The organism is Pilosibacter sp. NGB245, from assembly GCF_057397225.1.
In genome coordinates, this window is record NZ_CM171584.1 from 1,371,816 (window position 1) to 1,385,544 (window position 13,729).

Annotated in this window: 14 protein-coding genes; 6 read left to right on the forward strand and 8 right to left on the reverse strand. The window is 48.4% G+C overall.

The window, feature by feature from the left end; all coding sequences use genetic code 11:
• Nucleotides 1-20: 20 nt before the first annotated feature.
• The 8 genes from ACXMYH_RS06270 to ACXMYH_RS06305 form a co-directional block, all read right to left on the reverse strand.
• Nucleotides 21-365 (reverse strand): TnpV protein, encoded by a 345-nt coding sequence (locus ACXMYH_RS06270; RefSeq protein ID WP_033119194.1) that lies wholly within the window; start codon nucleotides 363-365, stop codon nucleotides 21-23.
• Nucleotides 362-3,286 carry a DUF4368 domain-containing protein gene (locus ACXMYH_RS06275; RefSeq protein ID WP_486555716.1) on the reverse strand — a complete coding sequence of 975 codons (2,925 nt, stop codon included), beginning with the start codon at nucleotides 3,284-3,286 and terminating at the stop codon, nucleotides 362-364. Before ACXMYH_RS06275 ends, ACXMYH_RS06270 begins: the two co-directional genes overlap by 4 nt.
• The gene (locus ACXMYH_RS06280; RefSeq protein ID WP_107001182.1) at nucleotides 3,283-3,753 is read right to left on the reverse strand and encodes a PcfB family protein; all 471 of its coding nucleotides are present in this window, start codon (nucleotides 3,751-3,753) and stop codon (nucleotides 3,283-3,285) included. The genes ACXMYH_RS06275 and ACXMYH_RS06280 overlap by 4 nt, the downstream gene beginning before the upstream one ends.
• Before the next feature lie 91 nt (nucleotides 3,754-3,844).
• On the reverse strand, nucleotides 3,845-4,882 hold the full coding sequence (locus tag ACXMYH_RS06285) for a hypothetical protein (RefSeq protein WP_227589682.1): 1,038 nt from the start codon (nucleotides 4,880-4,882) through the stop codon (nucleotides 3,845-3,847).
• 26 nt (nucleotides 4,883-4,908) lie between these two features.
• A complete protein-coding gene (locus tag ACXMYH_RS06290; protein WP_107001184.1) occupies nucleotides 4,909-5,622 on the reverse strand; it encodes an antirestriction protein ArdA in 714 nt (237 codons plus the stop codon).
• Between the two features lie 4 nt (nucleotides 5,623-5,626).
• Nucleotides 5,627-6,712: a DNA cytosine methyltransferase gene (locus ACXMYH_RS06295; RefSeq protein WP_107001185.1), complete on the reverse strand. Its 1,086-nt coding sequence runs from the start codon at nucleotides 6,710-6,712 to the stop codon at nucleotides 5,627-5,629.
• Nucleotides 6,699-7,055, reverse strand: a complete 357-nt coding sequence (locus ACXMYH_RS06300; protein WP_009901612.1) for a DUF7768 domain-containing protein — start codon at nucleotides 7,053-7,055, stop codon at nucleotides 6,699-6,701. The genes ACXMYH_RS06295 and ACXMYH_RS06300 overlap by 14 nt, the downstream gene beginning before the upstream one ends.
• 309 nt (nucleotides 7,056-7,364) lie before the next feature.
• Nucleotides 7,365-8,744, reverse strand: coding sequence for a ParB/RepB/Spo0J family partition protein (locus ACXMYH_RS06305; protein WP_118530126.1), 1,380 nt, complete (start codon nucleotides 8,742-8,744; stop codon nucleotides 7,365-7,367).
• A 203-nt stretch (nucleotides 8,745-8,947) separates the two neighbouring features.
• On the opposite strand from ACXMYH_RS06305, the gene ACXMYH_RS06310 reads away from it, so the two are divergent.
• From ACXMYH_RS06310 to ACXMYH_RS06335, 6 genes are all read left to right on the forward strand, one after another.
• Entirely contained in the window at nucleotides 8,948-9,562 is a 615-nt protein-coding gene (locus ACXMYH_RS06310; RefSeq protein WP_486555717.1) for an aldo/keto reductase, read from the forward strand.
• Nucleotides 9,563-9,665: 103 nt separating this feature from the next.
• Entirely contained in the window at nucleotides 9,666-10,493 is an 828-nt protein-coding gene (locus ACXMYH_RS06315) for an epoxyqueuosine reductase (protein WP_486555718.1), read from the forward strand.
• A 145-nt stretch (nucleotides 10,494-10,638) separates the two neighbouring features.
• Nucleotides 10,639-11,097 carry a hypothetical protein gene (locus ACXMYH_RS06320; protein ID WP_486555719.1) on the forward strand — a complete coding sequence of 153 codons (459 nt, stop codon included), beginning with the start codon at nucleotides 10,639-10,641 and terminating at the stop codon, nucleotides 11,095-11,097.
• Nucleotides 11,078-11,488, forward strand: coding sequence for a hypothetical protein (locus ACXMYH_RS06325; RefSeq protein ID WP_405579774.1), 411 nt, complete (start codon nucleotides 11,078-11,080; stop codon nucleotides 11,486-11,488). The genes ACXMYH_RS06320 and ACXMYH_RS06325 overlap by 20 nt, the downstream gene beginning before the upstream one ends.
• Nucleotides 11,489-11,534: 46 nt before the next feature.
• Complete coding sequence (locus tag ACXMYH_RS06330; protein ID WP_486555720.1) at nucleotides 11,535-12,332, forward strand: hypothetical protein; 798 nt, start codon at nucleotides 11,535-11,537, stop codon at nucleotides 12,330-12,332.
• A 233-nt stretch (nucleotides 12,333-12,565) separates the two neighbouring features.
• Nucleotides 12,566-12,910: a hypothetical protein gene (locus ACXMYH_RS06335; protein ID WP_486555721.1), complete on the forward strand. Its 345-nt coding sequence runs from the start codon at nucleotides 12,566-12,568 to the stop codon at nucleotides 12,908-12,910.
• The last annotated feature ends 819 nt before the right edge of the window (nucleotides 12,911-13,729 follow it).

A 13,729-nucleotide genomic window follows, 5' to 3' on the forward strand; every position in this document is an offset into this window, starting at 1 on the left:
TTCTGCCCGGACTTCCTCACTCAATCATAAATCAATTCTGCTTTCACAATCTCCTCTGCCTGTGCCTTGCAAGCGTTCATCTGCCGCACCCATTCCATTTGATTATCGGCTTTCAGTTGCTCAGTCACACCGTTTTGCTCTGCCAGTGACCGCACGATCAGCTCCATGCGGTTTCGTGCCGCTTCGTCAATCTCGGCACAATGTTCAAAGAGCTTGTCGGATAGCACCAGTTCATTGAACAGTATCGGGCGGTGCATTTCCAGATACGCCTTGCGAAGTCTGCCGTAGTGTCCGATGGGCTTGGTCTTGCGGATAACGATGTTCGGGATAAGATAATCGCCGTTCTGTGTGTAAGTGATATTCATGCTGATTGTACTCCTTTCATTGGCTCTCTCTGCGGTAAGCTGCTGACAGGGACGAACACGCCCTTTGCAATGTCCTCTGCACGAATGGCGGCTTTCTTGGCTTCGATTTCTGCCTTTTTCCGCTCCTTGATTTTATCCTCGTATCGCTTCTGCGCTCCGCTGGCTTTACGCTTCAAGTAGTTCTGATGAAGTCTGTCCTTGCGTTCCTCTCGCTTGCGGATTTCTTCTAATTCCTCCGGGGTCAGCTCCACTTCTCCAAACGCCGGGGGAACGAAACGCCCAACAAAATTGAAGTAAATCTCAACCTCCTGTGTGGTCTGTATACTTCCTTTGCGGTCACGCTCATGCACAAGAATTTTCTCGATAAACTCGTTGAGCATGGCAATGGTCAGCTTGTCGAAGTTCTCATACTTACCAATCAGAGCGATAAAACGGTCAGCGTCCTTTTCGTGCTTCTCATAGCTCTTGACAGCCTTTTCCAGAACAGAGATTTCAGCGGTAAGCTCGGACTGTTCCTTTTCGTATTGAGCGTCCAGAGTGGCGTATCTGCTGTCGGACAGCTTGCCTAAAATGTTGTCCTCATAGATTTTGCAGAGCAGGACTTCCAGCTCGGAAACTCTCTGCTTTGCTGTGGCAAGGCGTGTCCGCTGTTTCCTGACCTCTGCCGTCTGCTGGCTGGACTGTGCTTCCTGCACCACACGGACAAACTCGGCTCTGTCATGCTTGGCATATTCGGCAATAGCTTTGAGCATTTCGGAAACAAGGGACAGTACCACATCTTCATTGATACGGTGCTGTGTCGTGCAGAGCTTTCCAACTGGGACTTTGCTGTATTGGGAACAGGTATATTGAGAAATACGCTTGCCGTTGTTGGTACGGTGGACATACATCTTGCCGCCGCAATCGGCACAATAAAGCAAGCCTGTGAGGGGAGCTGCTTCGCCCCAGCCGTCCGGGTAGCGTCTGACATTCCCACGGATTTTCTGCACAAGGTCAAAGGTCTGCTGGTCAATAATGGCTTCGTGCGTATTCTCAAAAATCGTCCATTCGTCCTCCGGGACATAATGGCTTTTCTTGTCCTTGAAGTGCTTTCGGGTCTTGAAATTGATGGTGTGTCCCAGATATTCACGCTTTTCAAGAAGGTTGCAGATGGTGGAAGAACCCCAGCCGTACACATCTTTGAAAGTCTTATTCTTGTTCACGCCCTCGCCGTGCTGGGCAAGGTAAGCGGACGGAATGAGAATTTTTTCTTCTTTCAGCTTGCTGGCGATCTGATACGGACCGTAGCCCTCAATCGTCATGGCAAAGATACGCTTGACCACCTCTGCGGCTTCGGGGTCAACCAACCATTGGTCTCTGGCTTCGTTCCAGAGATAGCCGTAAATGACTGTGCCTGTGAGGTGCTTGCCGGACTTGCCTTTGGACTGGAAAGTGGAACGGATTTTACGGCTGGTGTCTCTGGCGTAATACTCGTTCATAATGTTGCGGAAAGGGGTAAAATCATCGTCCCCTCTGGCACTGTCCACGCCGTCATTGATGGCGATAAGGCGAACGCCACGCTGACGCAGGATTTCCATAATCTGACCGACTTTCAGATAGTCACGACCCATGCGACTCATGTCCTTGATGCACAGATACTCCACATTCCCGGCTTCAACCTCTTTCATCATTGCCAAAAATCCGGGACGGTCAAAGCAAGTACCACTAATGCCATCGTCCGTGAAATGGACAATGTTCGTAAAGCCCTGCCGTGCGGCGAACTCCTCCAACATAGCCTTTTGATTGGAAATGGAATTGCTCTCACGCTGTTGGTCATCATCTTTGCCAAAGTCATCACGGCTCAGTCGTTCGTACAGAGCTGTGATTTTCTCGTTTTTTCTCATAACTTGCGCTCCTTTCTTCGGTTTTAGGTTGTGTGTTCTAAGAGACTTCCCAACCGCTTGATTAAGAAGTCTTTTAGAGCATACAACACCGCTGGCCAGCTTGTATTTCTTATACTGTCTCACAGCGAAGTGCTGGGGACTGCGGCGTTCCAGCCCATCGAACATATAGTCAACCGCATTTTTGAAGGTTTCGTCATCTTCCCGGACTTCCATGCTGTTTATCATTTCCACCAGCGTATTCATGTTGCGTTCTTCCTCCGGCCCCTCAAAGACGATATAGGCCACAAGGGCGCAGTACAAAAGGGTTTCGGCTTTTGTCCAGAACTCGTCGCCCTCCTTGCCATCGCCTTTGGTATTGGCAATCAGGGCGGTAACGAATTTCAAAACATCGCTTTCCGTCTTGATATAGGCCAGCGGATTGTAGTGCATGGATTTGGAGAAGTCGATACTGTTGAACACCCGCACCCTGTATTTTTCCCTTTGCAGGAACCGCCCGCACTGGTCGAGGGTGCCGCCCTTCGGGTCTACCACCACATACGAGGAATGGGCTTGAAGGAGCTGCGGGGTCAGCCAGAACCTTGTCTTTCCCGAGCCGGACGAGCCGATGACACAGGCGTTTAGGTTCCGGGCATTGGCAGGTACCTTCGGACGGGTGTTCATGGTAAGGAACTCCGTCCCGGTTAAAATGACATTGTTCTGAAATTTAGGGTCTACAAACGGCTTTATATCCTCCTTTGTTCCAAAGCGGGCGGTGCCGTACTCCGCATCCCGCCGGAATTTTTTTGCCTTCCTGATCTTTGACTGTATCAGCAGATACATCCCAGCCGCACCGGCAAGGCCCACCAGCAGGTCAATACCGCCCAGCCCCGGCCAGTAGGTTTCAAAGGCTTTCGGGAAGGTGTCGAGCATCCCCATGAGCTTTGTCCCGAAGTCTGTGCCGGGTGCAGTCCGGTAGGCCGTCCCGATTTTGGAAAAAAACCAGAACACAAAGAGGTACGGCAGGTTGGGGAGCACATATTTTCTGATCTTGTCACTCAACGTCCGTCCTTCACCGCCTCTCTGGTCCGCTGCTTCTCCTTTGCCTGCGTCCTGATCTGCTCCGTGAATTTCCGAAGCTGGCCGAGGATAGAAGGCTTGTCCTGCTCTTTGTCCAGCACCTTTGCACTGTACTTCTGGAAGGCCGCCGTGATAGCGTCCGCCTGATTGGCTTTGAAAAACAGCAGGTAATGGCCGGGGCTCACTTTATGGAAAGCGTAGTCCACATGGAACTCCTTCGCGATCCGGTCAAAATCCTTCGGGGCTCCCACATAGGGCATGGCGCTTTTGCCGCCATAGTGGTTCATCAGCTTTTTCACACTCTGGCGTCCCTGTGGGGTCAGCGCCTTCCGGTGGTGCTTTTGCAGCGTCCGCACCACCTTCCCAAGAGCGGCAGCCAGCACTTTTCCCGTGAGCTTCGTTGTCCTGATCGAAAGGGCAACCGTTTTTTGGTTTACTTCTTCCTGCATAAAACCTCCTTTCCGTCGGGGTTCCCGCTATCCGGGAGGCCCCCGTACAATCTCGGGGAACAGAAAGCCTCGGGCCAATGTGGCCCGAGGCTTACCGCTCGGCATCCCTGCCGGACGGAGCTTTCTTTTCCGGCTCCGTCTGGACTTTTTCGCCCTGTTCCCGCATGGTCTGCAAGATAGAGGGCTTCTTTTGAAGCTGGGAGGGCTTTTCGCCGGACAGCGGCTTGATACATTCCAGCCGGTCAGCCGCCCGGATGGCGTTGTCCGTGAGCTGCCTCTGCCATGCACCCACGCTGGGAGCCCAACGAAAGCCGCTGCTTTTCAGCTCGGCCCGGGTGTCCGCGTCAGGCTTTCCGTCAAAGAACACCTGCAAGCGGTTGTCCTCCCGGTTCATTTCCACACGACCCCCATCGAACTCCCAGCCGGAAAATTCCTGCTGTGCCTGTTTGGAAAGCTGTTCGATACGGGCCTTTACCCGGCGGATCTCCGCGTTGTTGTTGGTAAGCTGGTAGCTTTCAAAGGGCCTCGGGTCGCTCCGCCAGCTTGACGCCATGCTTGCTTTCAGCTTTTCGATCTGGTCCGGCGACAGCAGCGCACAGCCATCCAGTTTGCCATGCTTGCGGTAATAGGCGTTGACCTCCTTCATAATGAGCTGGGAGCGTTCCAGCCCGTCCAGCTTCTTCTGGAGCTTTTCAATCGCTGCCGGGTCATCGGCGCTGATCCCGCCCATGCCGGTACTGCGTATCTTATCCAGCAGCCCTTGAATATACTGCCATTCCTCCATGTTGCTGTCCCGGGCCCGGTTCTGTTTTTCCTTCTTCCCCACCGGGAAATTGGCAGGTCCGGCGATCATCACAGAGGGAACCCTTGCGTCAATGGCAAAGCCCTGGTTCATGTTTTCAGCCAGCTTTCGGGCATAGGTGTCTAACAAATGGTCGATCTTCTCATGGTACATGGGGGCCACCCGGGATTTCTGCTTTTCCGCTATGGCGGCGGCCTTGTCCACCATTGCCCGGTATTCCGCCGTTGCGCTCCCTTCCTTGTAGTCGGAAAAGCTGTTCATTTCTTTTGCCCGGCGGGCGGCTCCTTCATTGATAGGGTAATAGTTGATGGTATGCACCTCCTTCATGCTTCGGGCCATGCTGGCCCGAAGTCCTACCGTTCTTCATGGGAAGGCCCCGCCTTGTCCTTTTTCGGAGCGGGCGGGGCTTCTTGAAACCGTTTGAGTGCAACGAGAATGGAGTGGACAGGTTCGGCCTTTTCAGGATAGGCAAATATCCGGTGTTCCGGCGGAATGTCCTGCGGCCCGTGGTAATACTCCTTGAAGCCCTCCGGGACTGCCGACACATATCCACCGGGAGCGAATACGCCGCCCTCGTTGATACGCACATCCCGCCCGTATGCTTCATAATCGAAGTAGTTCTGAATGTGCTCCGGTATGTCGATGGTCCCAAGCTCGTCGGCGTAAAGGCGGCCCAGCCCTTCATCATCGGAAATATCCGGGTAAAAGCGGTAAAGGTCAAGGTTCTGCGTCAGGTTTATCAAATCCTTCACGCTCCGTGTGTGGTTTCCCAAGACAAGAGCGGCTTCAAAGGTTTCCAGTCCGCCCTTATCCCGTACTTCCAGCAGGGCGTGGCCCAGCTCGTTCAGCTCGTCGATGTTCTCACATTCGTAGAGATGATCGTAGAGCCCCAGCACATCGCTGTCAAAGCTGGTAAAGAACACTTCGCTGTACCGTTTCCCGTCTATCCCGATTTTGGCAAGGGCGGCCTGCAACTCCTGTGTCGTCGTGGGGAAATGTACCGTTGTCCCTACCTCAATCCCCATCAAGGGGTACAGGGCGGTGTTGGTTATATAGGCTTCAAACATGGGCTCATTCCTCCTTTCCGGCCCGGTCAGCCAGCACCTCATAGATCCCGGCCATAATGTAATCGGCGCAAGGGAGGGCAATCGCGTTCCCCAGCGCCTTGTAGCGTTGCAGAGGCCGGATCTCCACGCCGTCCGCCCCGTACTTTGTCCAGCCCTCTGGCAGCCCCATCAGCCGTTCGCTTTCCGTTTCCGTCAGAAAACGGATACAGCCGCCCTCCGGGTCGCCCTCATACCAGAAGGCGAAGGGCGTCACGTCACTGGCTAAAAGAGTGGGAAAAGGGTCAGTTGGTAATCCGAAGCTGTTTCGGAAGGCCGTTTCTTCCTGCCTTTTTGCCGCTCCCCGCATACGGAAGCACTGAAAGGGGTGGATGACTGGTATCTGCCGCCCTGTTTCAAAAGAAGCTGTTCGATCTCCTTCGGCGGCGGCCCGCCCGCCCTCTCCGCAAGGCGGAGGAAGTGGGAGCATTGGACGGGGCTTAAATAGTATGTCTGCGGCACGTCTGCCTCCAAAATCCGCCACGACGAAAATCCGCTGCCTTCGTGCCAGCCTTCGGGTGCCTGCCCAATACTGGGCGTCCATGAGCCGCCAGCACACATCAGGCGTTCCCCCTCGCACCATTCCGGCATTTCCCCATCTTCCCGAAGGAGGCATTGGAACTTCGGTGTCCGAGAAGGCGGATAGGACGGCTCTAAAGTCCATCCGGTCATTTGTAGAAAACGCTCCCATGACGTTTTCCCAAACAGCGATAGCTGGATATAGGTTATCAGTAGCATCCCTCATTTCCTGTATGATACGAAACGCCTGATAGAACAGGCTTGATTTTGCCCCGGCAAGGCCGGAGCGGTTGCCGATCAGAGAAAGGTTCTGACAGGGGGAACCGAAGGTTATCACATGGACCGGCGGGATTTTCCCGCCGTCCACCTTCGTAATATCTCCCAAATGCGCCATATCGGGAAAGTGCCTTTTGGTTATGGAGATGGGCGCTTTTTCAATCTCGCTGGCCCAGACCGGACGGATACCGCACCGGGAAGCAGCCAGAGGGAACACGCCGATCCCGTCGAAAAGGCTCCCCAGCTTAATGTCCGGCATGGCCCGGGGTGCCGTGTCCCTTCACGGCAAGCACCCCTTCCAGCGTTGTCGCCGCAATGCCCAGCCGTCCGGCAACCGCAATATCGTTTTTCACATCCTCGTCCACAACGCTGCCGCAGACGATCAGGGTATGAGAACGCCGCAGCATATCCCGGCGCATATCAATCCCGGCCTTATGTTCCTCGGGAACGCTGTCATTCAAAAACAGCGGCAGGTACAAGAGCGGGCAGATCGGGGAAAAGCCCGCCTCATAAGCAAGGCGGCAGTAGTGAGCCGCCAGCTCCATATCAACATCCGGCTCGCCGCTCCATGCGGCGGTCAGGTACGCTAAAGGTCGTTTCATTGGTTGAGCCTCCATTTCTGTTTTGGTTTAGGGAAAAGCAAGAGTTCGCCCAATCCCTCCGCCCCTTCCCCCGGGAAGGGGAACGGCTCTGGAGAATTTATATCCCCGTCGCTTGACCGGGAAAAAGCATAACCGGGAGAAATCCGTCAAGGGTGCCTCTGGCACCGCCTGCGGCGGCGCTGCCCTTGACTGATTTTCCCGGCTATGCTACGGAATAACTGGCGACGGGGAATCATTTATATCTCCAGAGCTTCGGGGCGCGGGGCAGAGCCCCGCAATCCTCGGGCCATGCTGACCCGAAGTTTTAGCTTACTTTTCCTGTTCGGTTTTCTTCTCCGGTTTTTCGTGTTCCTTCTGCTGACCCTTCCAGTCGTCCAGCAGCTTGATGATCTGGTCCTTCATTTCCCTCGGCGTAGTTTCCTTGCCGAAATACTTGCTCAGTTCCGCACCTGTCAAAATCACTTTGTCTACCTCCTTTTTGTCCTCCATCATAATGCCGTCGATCACATCCCCGTTGAGCAGCTTCTTTTCGTCCAGTTCCCGCATACGCTTTGCCTGCGCCTGTGAAGGCGAGGACTGCTGGCTGTCAATGGCAACGGCGATATAGTTCTGGTTCTTCTTGCCGATATAGGAAAGCTCCACCGCCGTAGTAAAGCCCAGTTTTTTTTCATCCATCAGCTTCATCAAGTCGGGAACCAGCTCATTGAGCCGGATATACCGCTGCACCTGTTTGACCGCCATCTTATTACGCTCGGCCACAATTTCGTTGGAGCGTTTTCCTGCGTCCTTCGGGTCAATCTGGCCCGAAGTGCGGGAGCCCTGGTGCTTGATAGCCTCAAGCTGCATTTTCAAGGCTTTGGCCCGCTCACTGGGGAGGATTTCTTCACGCTGGTTGAGATTATCCTCGACCATCTGCGTGATGGCTTCATCGTCTGTCAGGTTTCGGACGATACAGGGCATATCCGCATATCCGGCAAGCTCGCTGGCTTTCTGGCGGCGGTGGCCGGACACGATCTCATAGCCGCCATCCTCACGGGGACGGACGATAGCGGGCTGGGTCACGCCCTTGTCCTTAACGCTGGACACCATAGCCCGCATTTCTTCATCGTCCCGGACTTCAAAGGGATGGTTCTTGAAGGCGTGGAGTTCGTTCAGCTTGATATAGACGATCTGCTCCTTGCCCCGGCGTGGAGCATCCTTCGGTTTTTCGGGTTCCTTCGGAGCGGGAGCGGCCTGTACCGTTGGAGCCGTTTTTTTCTCCGGTTCCTTTTTGACCGCCTTTTCCGTTTTCTGTGCGGGAGCTTTGGATTTCGAGGCTGCGTCCTTGTCCTTATCTGCTTTCGGGGGACGGCCCCGGCGCTTCGGCTGTTCCGGCTCTTTGGGTTTTTCCTCTGCTTTTTTCGGAGCCTCCGGCTGCTTTTCCGGTTTCTCCGCTTTTGCCGGGTCAGGCTTTTCCACGCCGGGAGCTGCCGCTCGTTCCTCGGCTTTCTTTTCCTTCATAATTTCAGCGAAGTTATAGACAGAAACCTGTGGGGTCTTTACCTCTGGTTCCGTCTTTTTTTCCGGCTCCGGGGAAACGGAAACCTTCTCCGGCTCTTTTGGGGGATTAGGCGGTGTTTCCTTGCCCGGCCCGCTATCCGTTACCGGCTGTTCCGGCGTTTTTGTGGTTTTATCATCTGCCATAAGCATTTACCTCCTGTTTTTTGGCATGAAAAAAGGGGCTCAACTTTTCAGTCAAGCCCCCGTGGGAAGTTCCTCCTTTCTCCGCCATGATACAAAAATACCGCCCGTAGTCTCGTTTGGGCGGTACTTTGTGTAAGATTGGCAGTCCATTATTAAGTTTTTTATTATGTTCCCTTTGTACACCGTTGCAAAAATCTGTGCTGGAATCTGTGGAAAAACTGCGTACAGATTATCTGGATCTGATGCTGCTGCATCAGCCGTTTGGTGATACTTACGGCGCATGGCGTGCTTTGGAAGAACTGTACAAAGAAGGAAAACTCCATGCAATCGGTATCTCCAATCATTATACAGACCGCATGGTAGAATTTGCAAACTTCACAAATATTAAGCCAATGGTAAATCAGATGGAAACGCATCCCCTTAACCAGCAGAAAACATTAAAAGAATGGGCAGACAAATATGATATCCGGCTGGAAGCGTGGGCACCATTTGGCGAAGGAAGAAACGGTCTTTTTGAGAATGAAGTCCTGAAAACGATTGGACAGAAATATGGAAAAACAACAGCCCAGGTAATGCTCCGCTGGCATATCCAAAGAGGTGTGATCGTAATTCCGAAGTCTGTACATAAAGAACGTATGATTGAAAACTTTAATGTATTTGACTTTGCGCTTGATGAGAATGATATGAACCAGATTTCACAGATGGATACTGCCACAAGTGCTTTTTTCTCACATCAGGATCCAGCAATGGTGGAGTGGTTTGTAAAAATGGTTGAGGAGCGCAAATCGCAGCATGACAGCAGCAAAGAAAAAAAGAACTGGTAAAGCTGCTTATGAGGTGAGAACGCACTTTTTTACTGCTATTGTCACCGGAAGCTGCCGGTGGCAAACTCAGTTGGAAGAAAAAGAAATTAGGTGGGGACAAAGAATGAAAGGCCGTGTTGCAAAATATTATCTGACAGACGGAAGAAGACATACAGATTCAGAAGGTTATAAGACAAGCGTGGCATTTGAAAAATACCTTGCAGACTGCGGTCTTCAGGTGGCGACTGACAGAGACTTTGGAATTACAGCTCTGCGGTGGGCAGGAATGAAGGCGGGAATTGGAATCATACGAAAAAACAATTTCTTTTATACCGAGAAAGGGTCTTATCAGTATCTGGAGGCTTTTTTAATTGATGAGCCGCTTCAGTACATTGTGGAGAATCAGATCAGACCATGCGCTGAGAAATGTAACCTGTGCATGCGATCCTGTCCGACAGAATCATTGGAAGCGCCGTACATGATGTGCAGAAACACCTGCGTTTCCTGCCTGACAACATGGGATGGCTGGGATCTAAGGACGGAACCGCTGCAGAACAAATTCGAAAAATGGATCTACGGCTGCGATGCCTGCCAGGATGCATGGCCCCATAATAGAAAAGCATGGAAAGATACAGAAGAATTCCCAGAACTCGAAGCGTGGAGCAGCCATTTTACGGATACAGAGATCGTTCTGGCGGAATACAGCTGGCTGCGATCCGTCGTGCAGCCCAAACTCTGGTATATTCCGCAGGGGAAAGAGTGGCGGTATAAAACGAATGCGCTGAACGCGATGTTAAATAACTATGATCCGAAATACCTTCCGGTTATTAAAAAAGTATGTCAGGATGAATATTGTGAGGTTCGTGATATGGCGGAGTGGGTGCTTGAAGAGATTGAAAGGAAAGGTATCGGTGAATCGGAAAATGGGCGTGATGTTGCATATAGAACATAAAATTACAGATAATTAACTAAAATATAAATAATATATTACAAATTATGAAGATATACGGAGGTATATTGAAAAAAACAGCAATTGAAATATAATTTAAATAAGAGAAAAGCGCAAAGTGGACTGCCCCTCGGAGAGGAGGATATCAATGAAAAGACGCGAAAAAATTATGTTGGCAATATTTGCTGTTGATCTGTTCCTTTTACTGTTTTACAATCAGGTCCGCGAGGATGTGCGGACTAATTTTACCTATAAGAAAATCTTATTCTGGTGGTTCTATTTTTATCCTATTGCTTATTTTATGGGAGGATATTTCCTAAGTTATTTTATCCTCGTAAAAAGTAAAATTGTTCTTGATAAGCAAGTGCAGAGAATGCTGATAGTTTTAATTACTGCTGTCGCAGGGGTGTATGTACTTGCAACGGGAGCGATGATCGTGCATCAATTTCATCCATTTGTGCCACATTCGCTTGGCACAACATTCGAGTATGCCTTTTTTACGATATATCCCAAACATGTATATATATTTTCGATAGTTGGTTTCCTGACAGCCGTATGTTTATTCAGTCACCCGGAGGGGAGGCAGTATGAGCAAGAAGAAAATTAAAATAAGATATATCATTTTTGTTCTGATCATCATAGGCATAGTAGTTTTTGTTGGAAAAATAACTAAGCTTGATGATTTAAACGCAGAAAAAGTCACCGAGATCATACTCGTATCCCCACCTTATAAAAAGAGAATAACAGACCGGCAGGAGATCGAAGAATTTACGAGTCTGTTTAATGAAAGAAAAAAGAAACCTGTATTTTCAATCATCAACTCATCTGGCTGGAGCAAAAGAGCCATTATAACAACGGAAACATATCAATATGATATTATTTTTTGCGGGGAAAACATCACAGTGAACAGGCAGAAATATGTCATGGATGAATCGATCGATTCTGAACTGGAACAGTTTTATCGGTTCCTGAATGAGACAGAGGAAAAATATAATTAACAAAGCCCCGTTAAGATGAATGCCCCCGGATAAGGAGGTCACTATTATGGATAAATCAATAAAAACATGGAGAGTTTTTCTTTTTGGGATGTGCTGTATCTTGGTGAGCCTGTATATAAAAAAAATTTTACTCTCATTAGAAATAATAAAAGGTGATTTTTTATCCAATAGTATTGTTGGGGTTGCGGTGATCTGGTTCATAGCCGGTATTTTTCGCCTATACCATTTAAAGCGAACATATCCTGAATTTAAAACAGTCTTATCGAAAGATAAATGGTGCATAGCAGAATCTATTCTTATTTTCATTCTAGCAGTGGGATTAACATTAACTGGTGTAGGAGCGCACAATACCCAGATGTTATCTGAAATATTTCAAAGAGATGAAGATGAGAATATCACAGAATCTATAGTAAACACAGAGTATGGTTCTATAGAGGATTTTTCAGCAAACAACAGCATGGATATTTTTGTGCTTAATTTTAACAAGGAAAGCAATTTAGATAATGGATCGTTCAGCGCAGTAGATAAAACTGTTTCTGTGGCAAAGAGCTATACGGCAGTAACATATGAATGTGAGATAGATAGCGATAGATTTCAGGTAAAGTTGGCAACATATGATTCGGACAATGGCGAAGAACAACTGAACGCTGTAATAAAAAGCAATCCGGACATATTCACGAAAAAAGATATTAGAGGGAATTCCACATATTATTGCCCGGGATCAAAATATGACTGGTCGGACTGTTATGCAATGGTAGTAGATCATAAATTACTCGTGGTTAATATAGAAAAAGAATATGATCAATACATTGAATGGGTGTTAGGGCATATCACATTACAGTAATAAAGAAAGTAATTACTTTTTGTAATATTACAAGGAGCTAGTTTATGCAGATTATATTTCTGCCTGGTGATGAACCATTTTCGCAGTATCCTAATCATTATGTCGTTACTTCTAGTCTTGAAAACGTGATACTCACCATTTAAAGAATGGAGATGATCCTGATTAAAAAGATACGCATAATTGCATTAATATCTATTCTGTGCCTACTGATAGTTTATTTGCTTTGGAATAACATGAGTTTAAAAGGAAATTGGCTTGATGATTCTGATACCATTTCCATTGAATGGTATGATTATAAAGGAATCTATCACAACCAGACTTTGACAGAAGAAAGAAGCGGACTTACTCAATTAATAAAGGATATAACCCCAAAGAAAATATACATAACTCCGCAATCACGTTCAGGAGAACAAAGTTATAATATTGACTATTCTGGCAAGCGAAGTGTTCGTTATACTGTAAAAAGTTCAGGTTTAATTATTATTTTGAATAATGAATTTCCATTTCAACATTCGGTCTGGAAAATAGGAGATTACGCGGTAATTATTCAATACATAAATAGTATGGTTGATAGATGAGCAAAGAAGAAAAAACGCATCACCATAAAAGCTGTTTGATCGTGATATGAATGGAGAACCTGTACACTGGTACACAAAATCAAAGGGAAATGGAGGGGACAAAATGAAAAAACATTGTATACTATGGACGGTAGTAATAACTCTTATTGTTTCCTGGTTTTTATTTTTTCCATGGAGTAAACAAGTATTTGAGGATGGCGGGACTATTGTCTATTCCAGTTTCACATACAAAATTTATATATGGAACTCAATAGGAGGAAAAAACACGACTGAGATATATTATTTCCCATTTAATTTTAAGTATAGAAGTGGGATATTAGATAAATGATCAAAAGTTAATGACAGCACTTTGATTATTGTTTATGAGTCTAACAACGCACATTTTAACTGTCGAAAGTCCAGAACACGGTTGATCATAGATGGATCTTGAACTGGAGCGGTTTTATCGATTATTGAATGAAACTTTGGTAAAGAGAGGATACATCGGCAAAATTTATGGAGGTGAGGACTATGAGGAAAATAAAAGAGATCCTTTTTTCTGAGAATGGCATGAAGGTGGTTAATACTCTGTTCTTTTTGGCGATGTTTTTTTATATGAGCGGCCTGTTGTTTGTCGCTTATATTGTCTGGATCTGTTATCTTGTGTTTTGCATTAGAAATACGGAATCCAGGGGAAGCAAGGTGGTTTATTCGGTGTTTGTTGGACTTGCAGTGGTTATGATCGGAGTGAGTCTGTATGGTTTGATACGAGGATGATAGATCATCCGGATTTCCTTTTGAACTTCCTGCCCTTCATGATCTTGTTACAGACTTTTTCAT

Excerpts from the sequence above, each read along its gene's own strand:
- ACXMYH_RS06320 (WP_486555719.1), top strand. The coding sequence starts at position 10,639 with ATGAAAAGACGCGAAAAAATTATGTTGGCAATATTTGCTGTTGATCTG.
- ACXMYH_RS06285 (WP_227589682.1), bottom strand. The coding sequence starts at position 4,882 with ATGAAGGAGGTGCATACCATCAACTATTACCCTATCAATGAAGGAGCC.
- ACXMYH_RS06305 (WP_118530126.1), bottom strand. The coding sequence starts at position 8,744 with ATGCTTATGGCAGATGATAAAACCACAAAAACGCCGGAACAGCCGGTA.
- ACXMYH_RS06335 (WP_486555721.1), top strand. The coding sequence starts at position 12,566 with ATGAGTTTAAAAGGAAATTGGCTTGATGATTCTGATACCATTTCCATT.
- ACXMYH_RS06330 (WP_486555720.1), top strand. The coding sequence starts at position 11,535 with ATGGATAAATCAATAAAAACATGGAGAGTTTTTCTTTTTGGGATGTGC.
- ACXMYH_RS06300 (WP_009901612.1), bottom strand. The coding sequence starts at position 7,055 with ATGAAACGACCTTTAGCGTACCTGACCGCCGCATGGAGCGGCGAGCCG.
- ACXMYH_RS06270 (WP_033119194.1), bottom strand. The coding sequence starts at position 365 with ATGAATATCACTTACACACAGAACGGCGATTATCTTATCCCGAACATC.
- ACXMYH_RS06325 (WP_405579774.1), top strand. The coding sequence starts at position 11,078 with ATGAGCAAGAAGAAAATTAAAATAAGATATATCATTTTTGTTCTGATC.
- ACXMYH_RS06295 (WP_107001185.1), bottom strand. The coding sequence starts at position 6,712 with ATGCCGGACATTAAGCTGGGGAGCCTTTTCGACGGGATCGGCGTGTTC.
- ACXMYH_RS06290 (WP_107001184.1), bottom strand. The coding sequence starts at position 5,622 with ATGTTTGAAGCCTATATAACCAACACCGCCCTGTACCCCTTGATGGGG.
- ACXMYH_RS06280 (WP_107001182.1), bottom strand. The coding sequence starts at position 3,753 with ATGCAGGAAGAAGTAAACCAAAAAACGGTTGCCCTTTCGATCAGGACA.
- ACXMYH_RS06315 (WP_486555718.1), top strand. The coding sequence starts at position 9,666 with ATGAAAGGCCGTGTTGCAAAATATTATCTGACAGACGGAAGAAGACAT.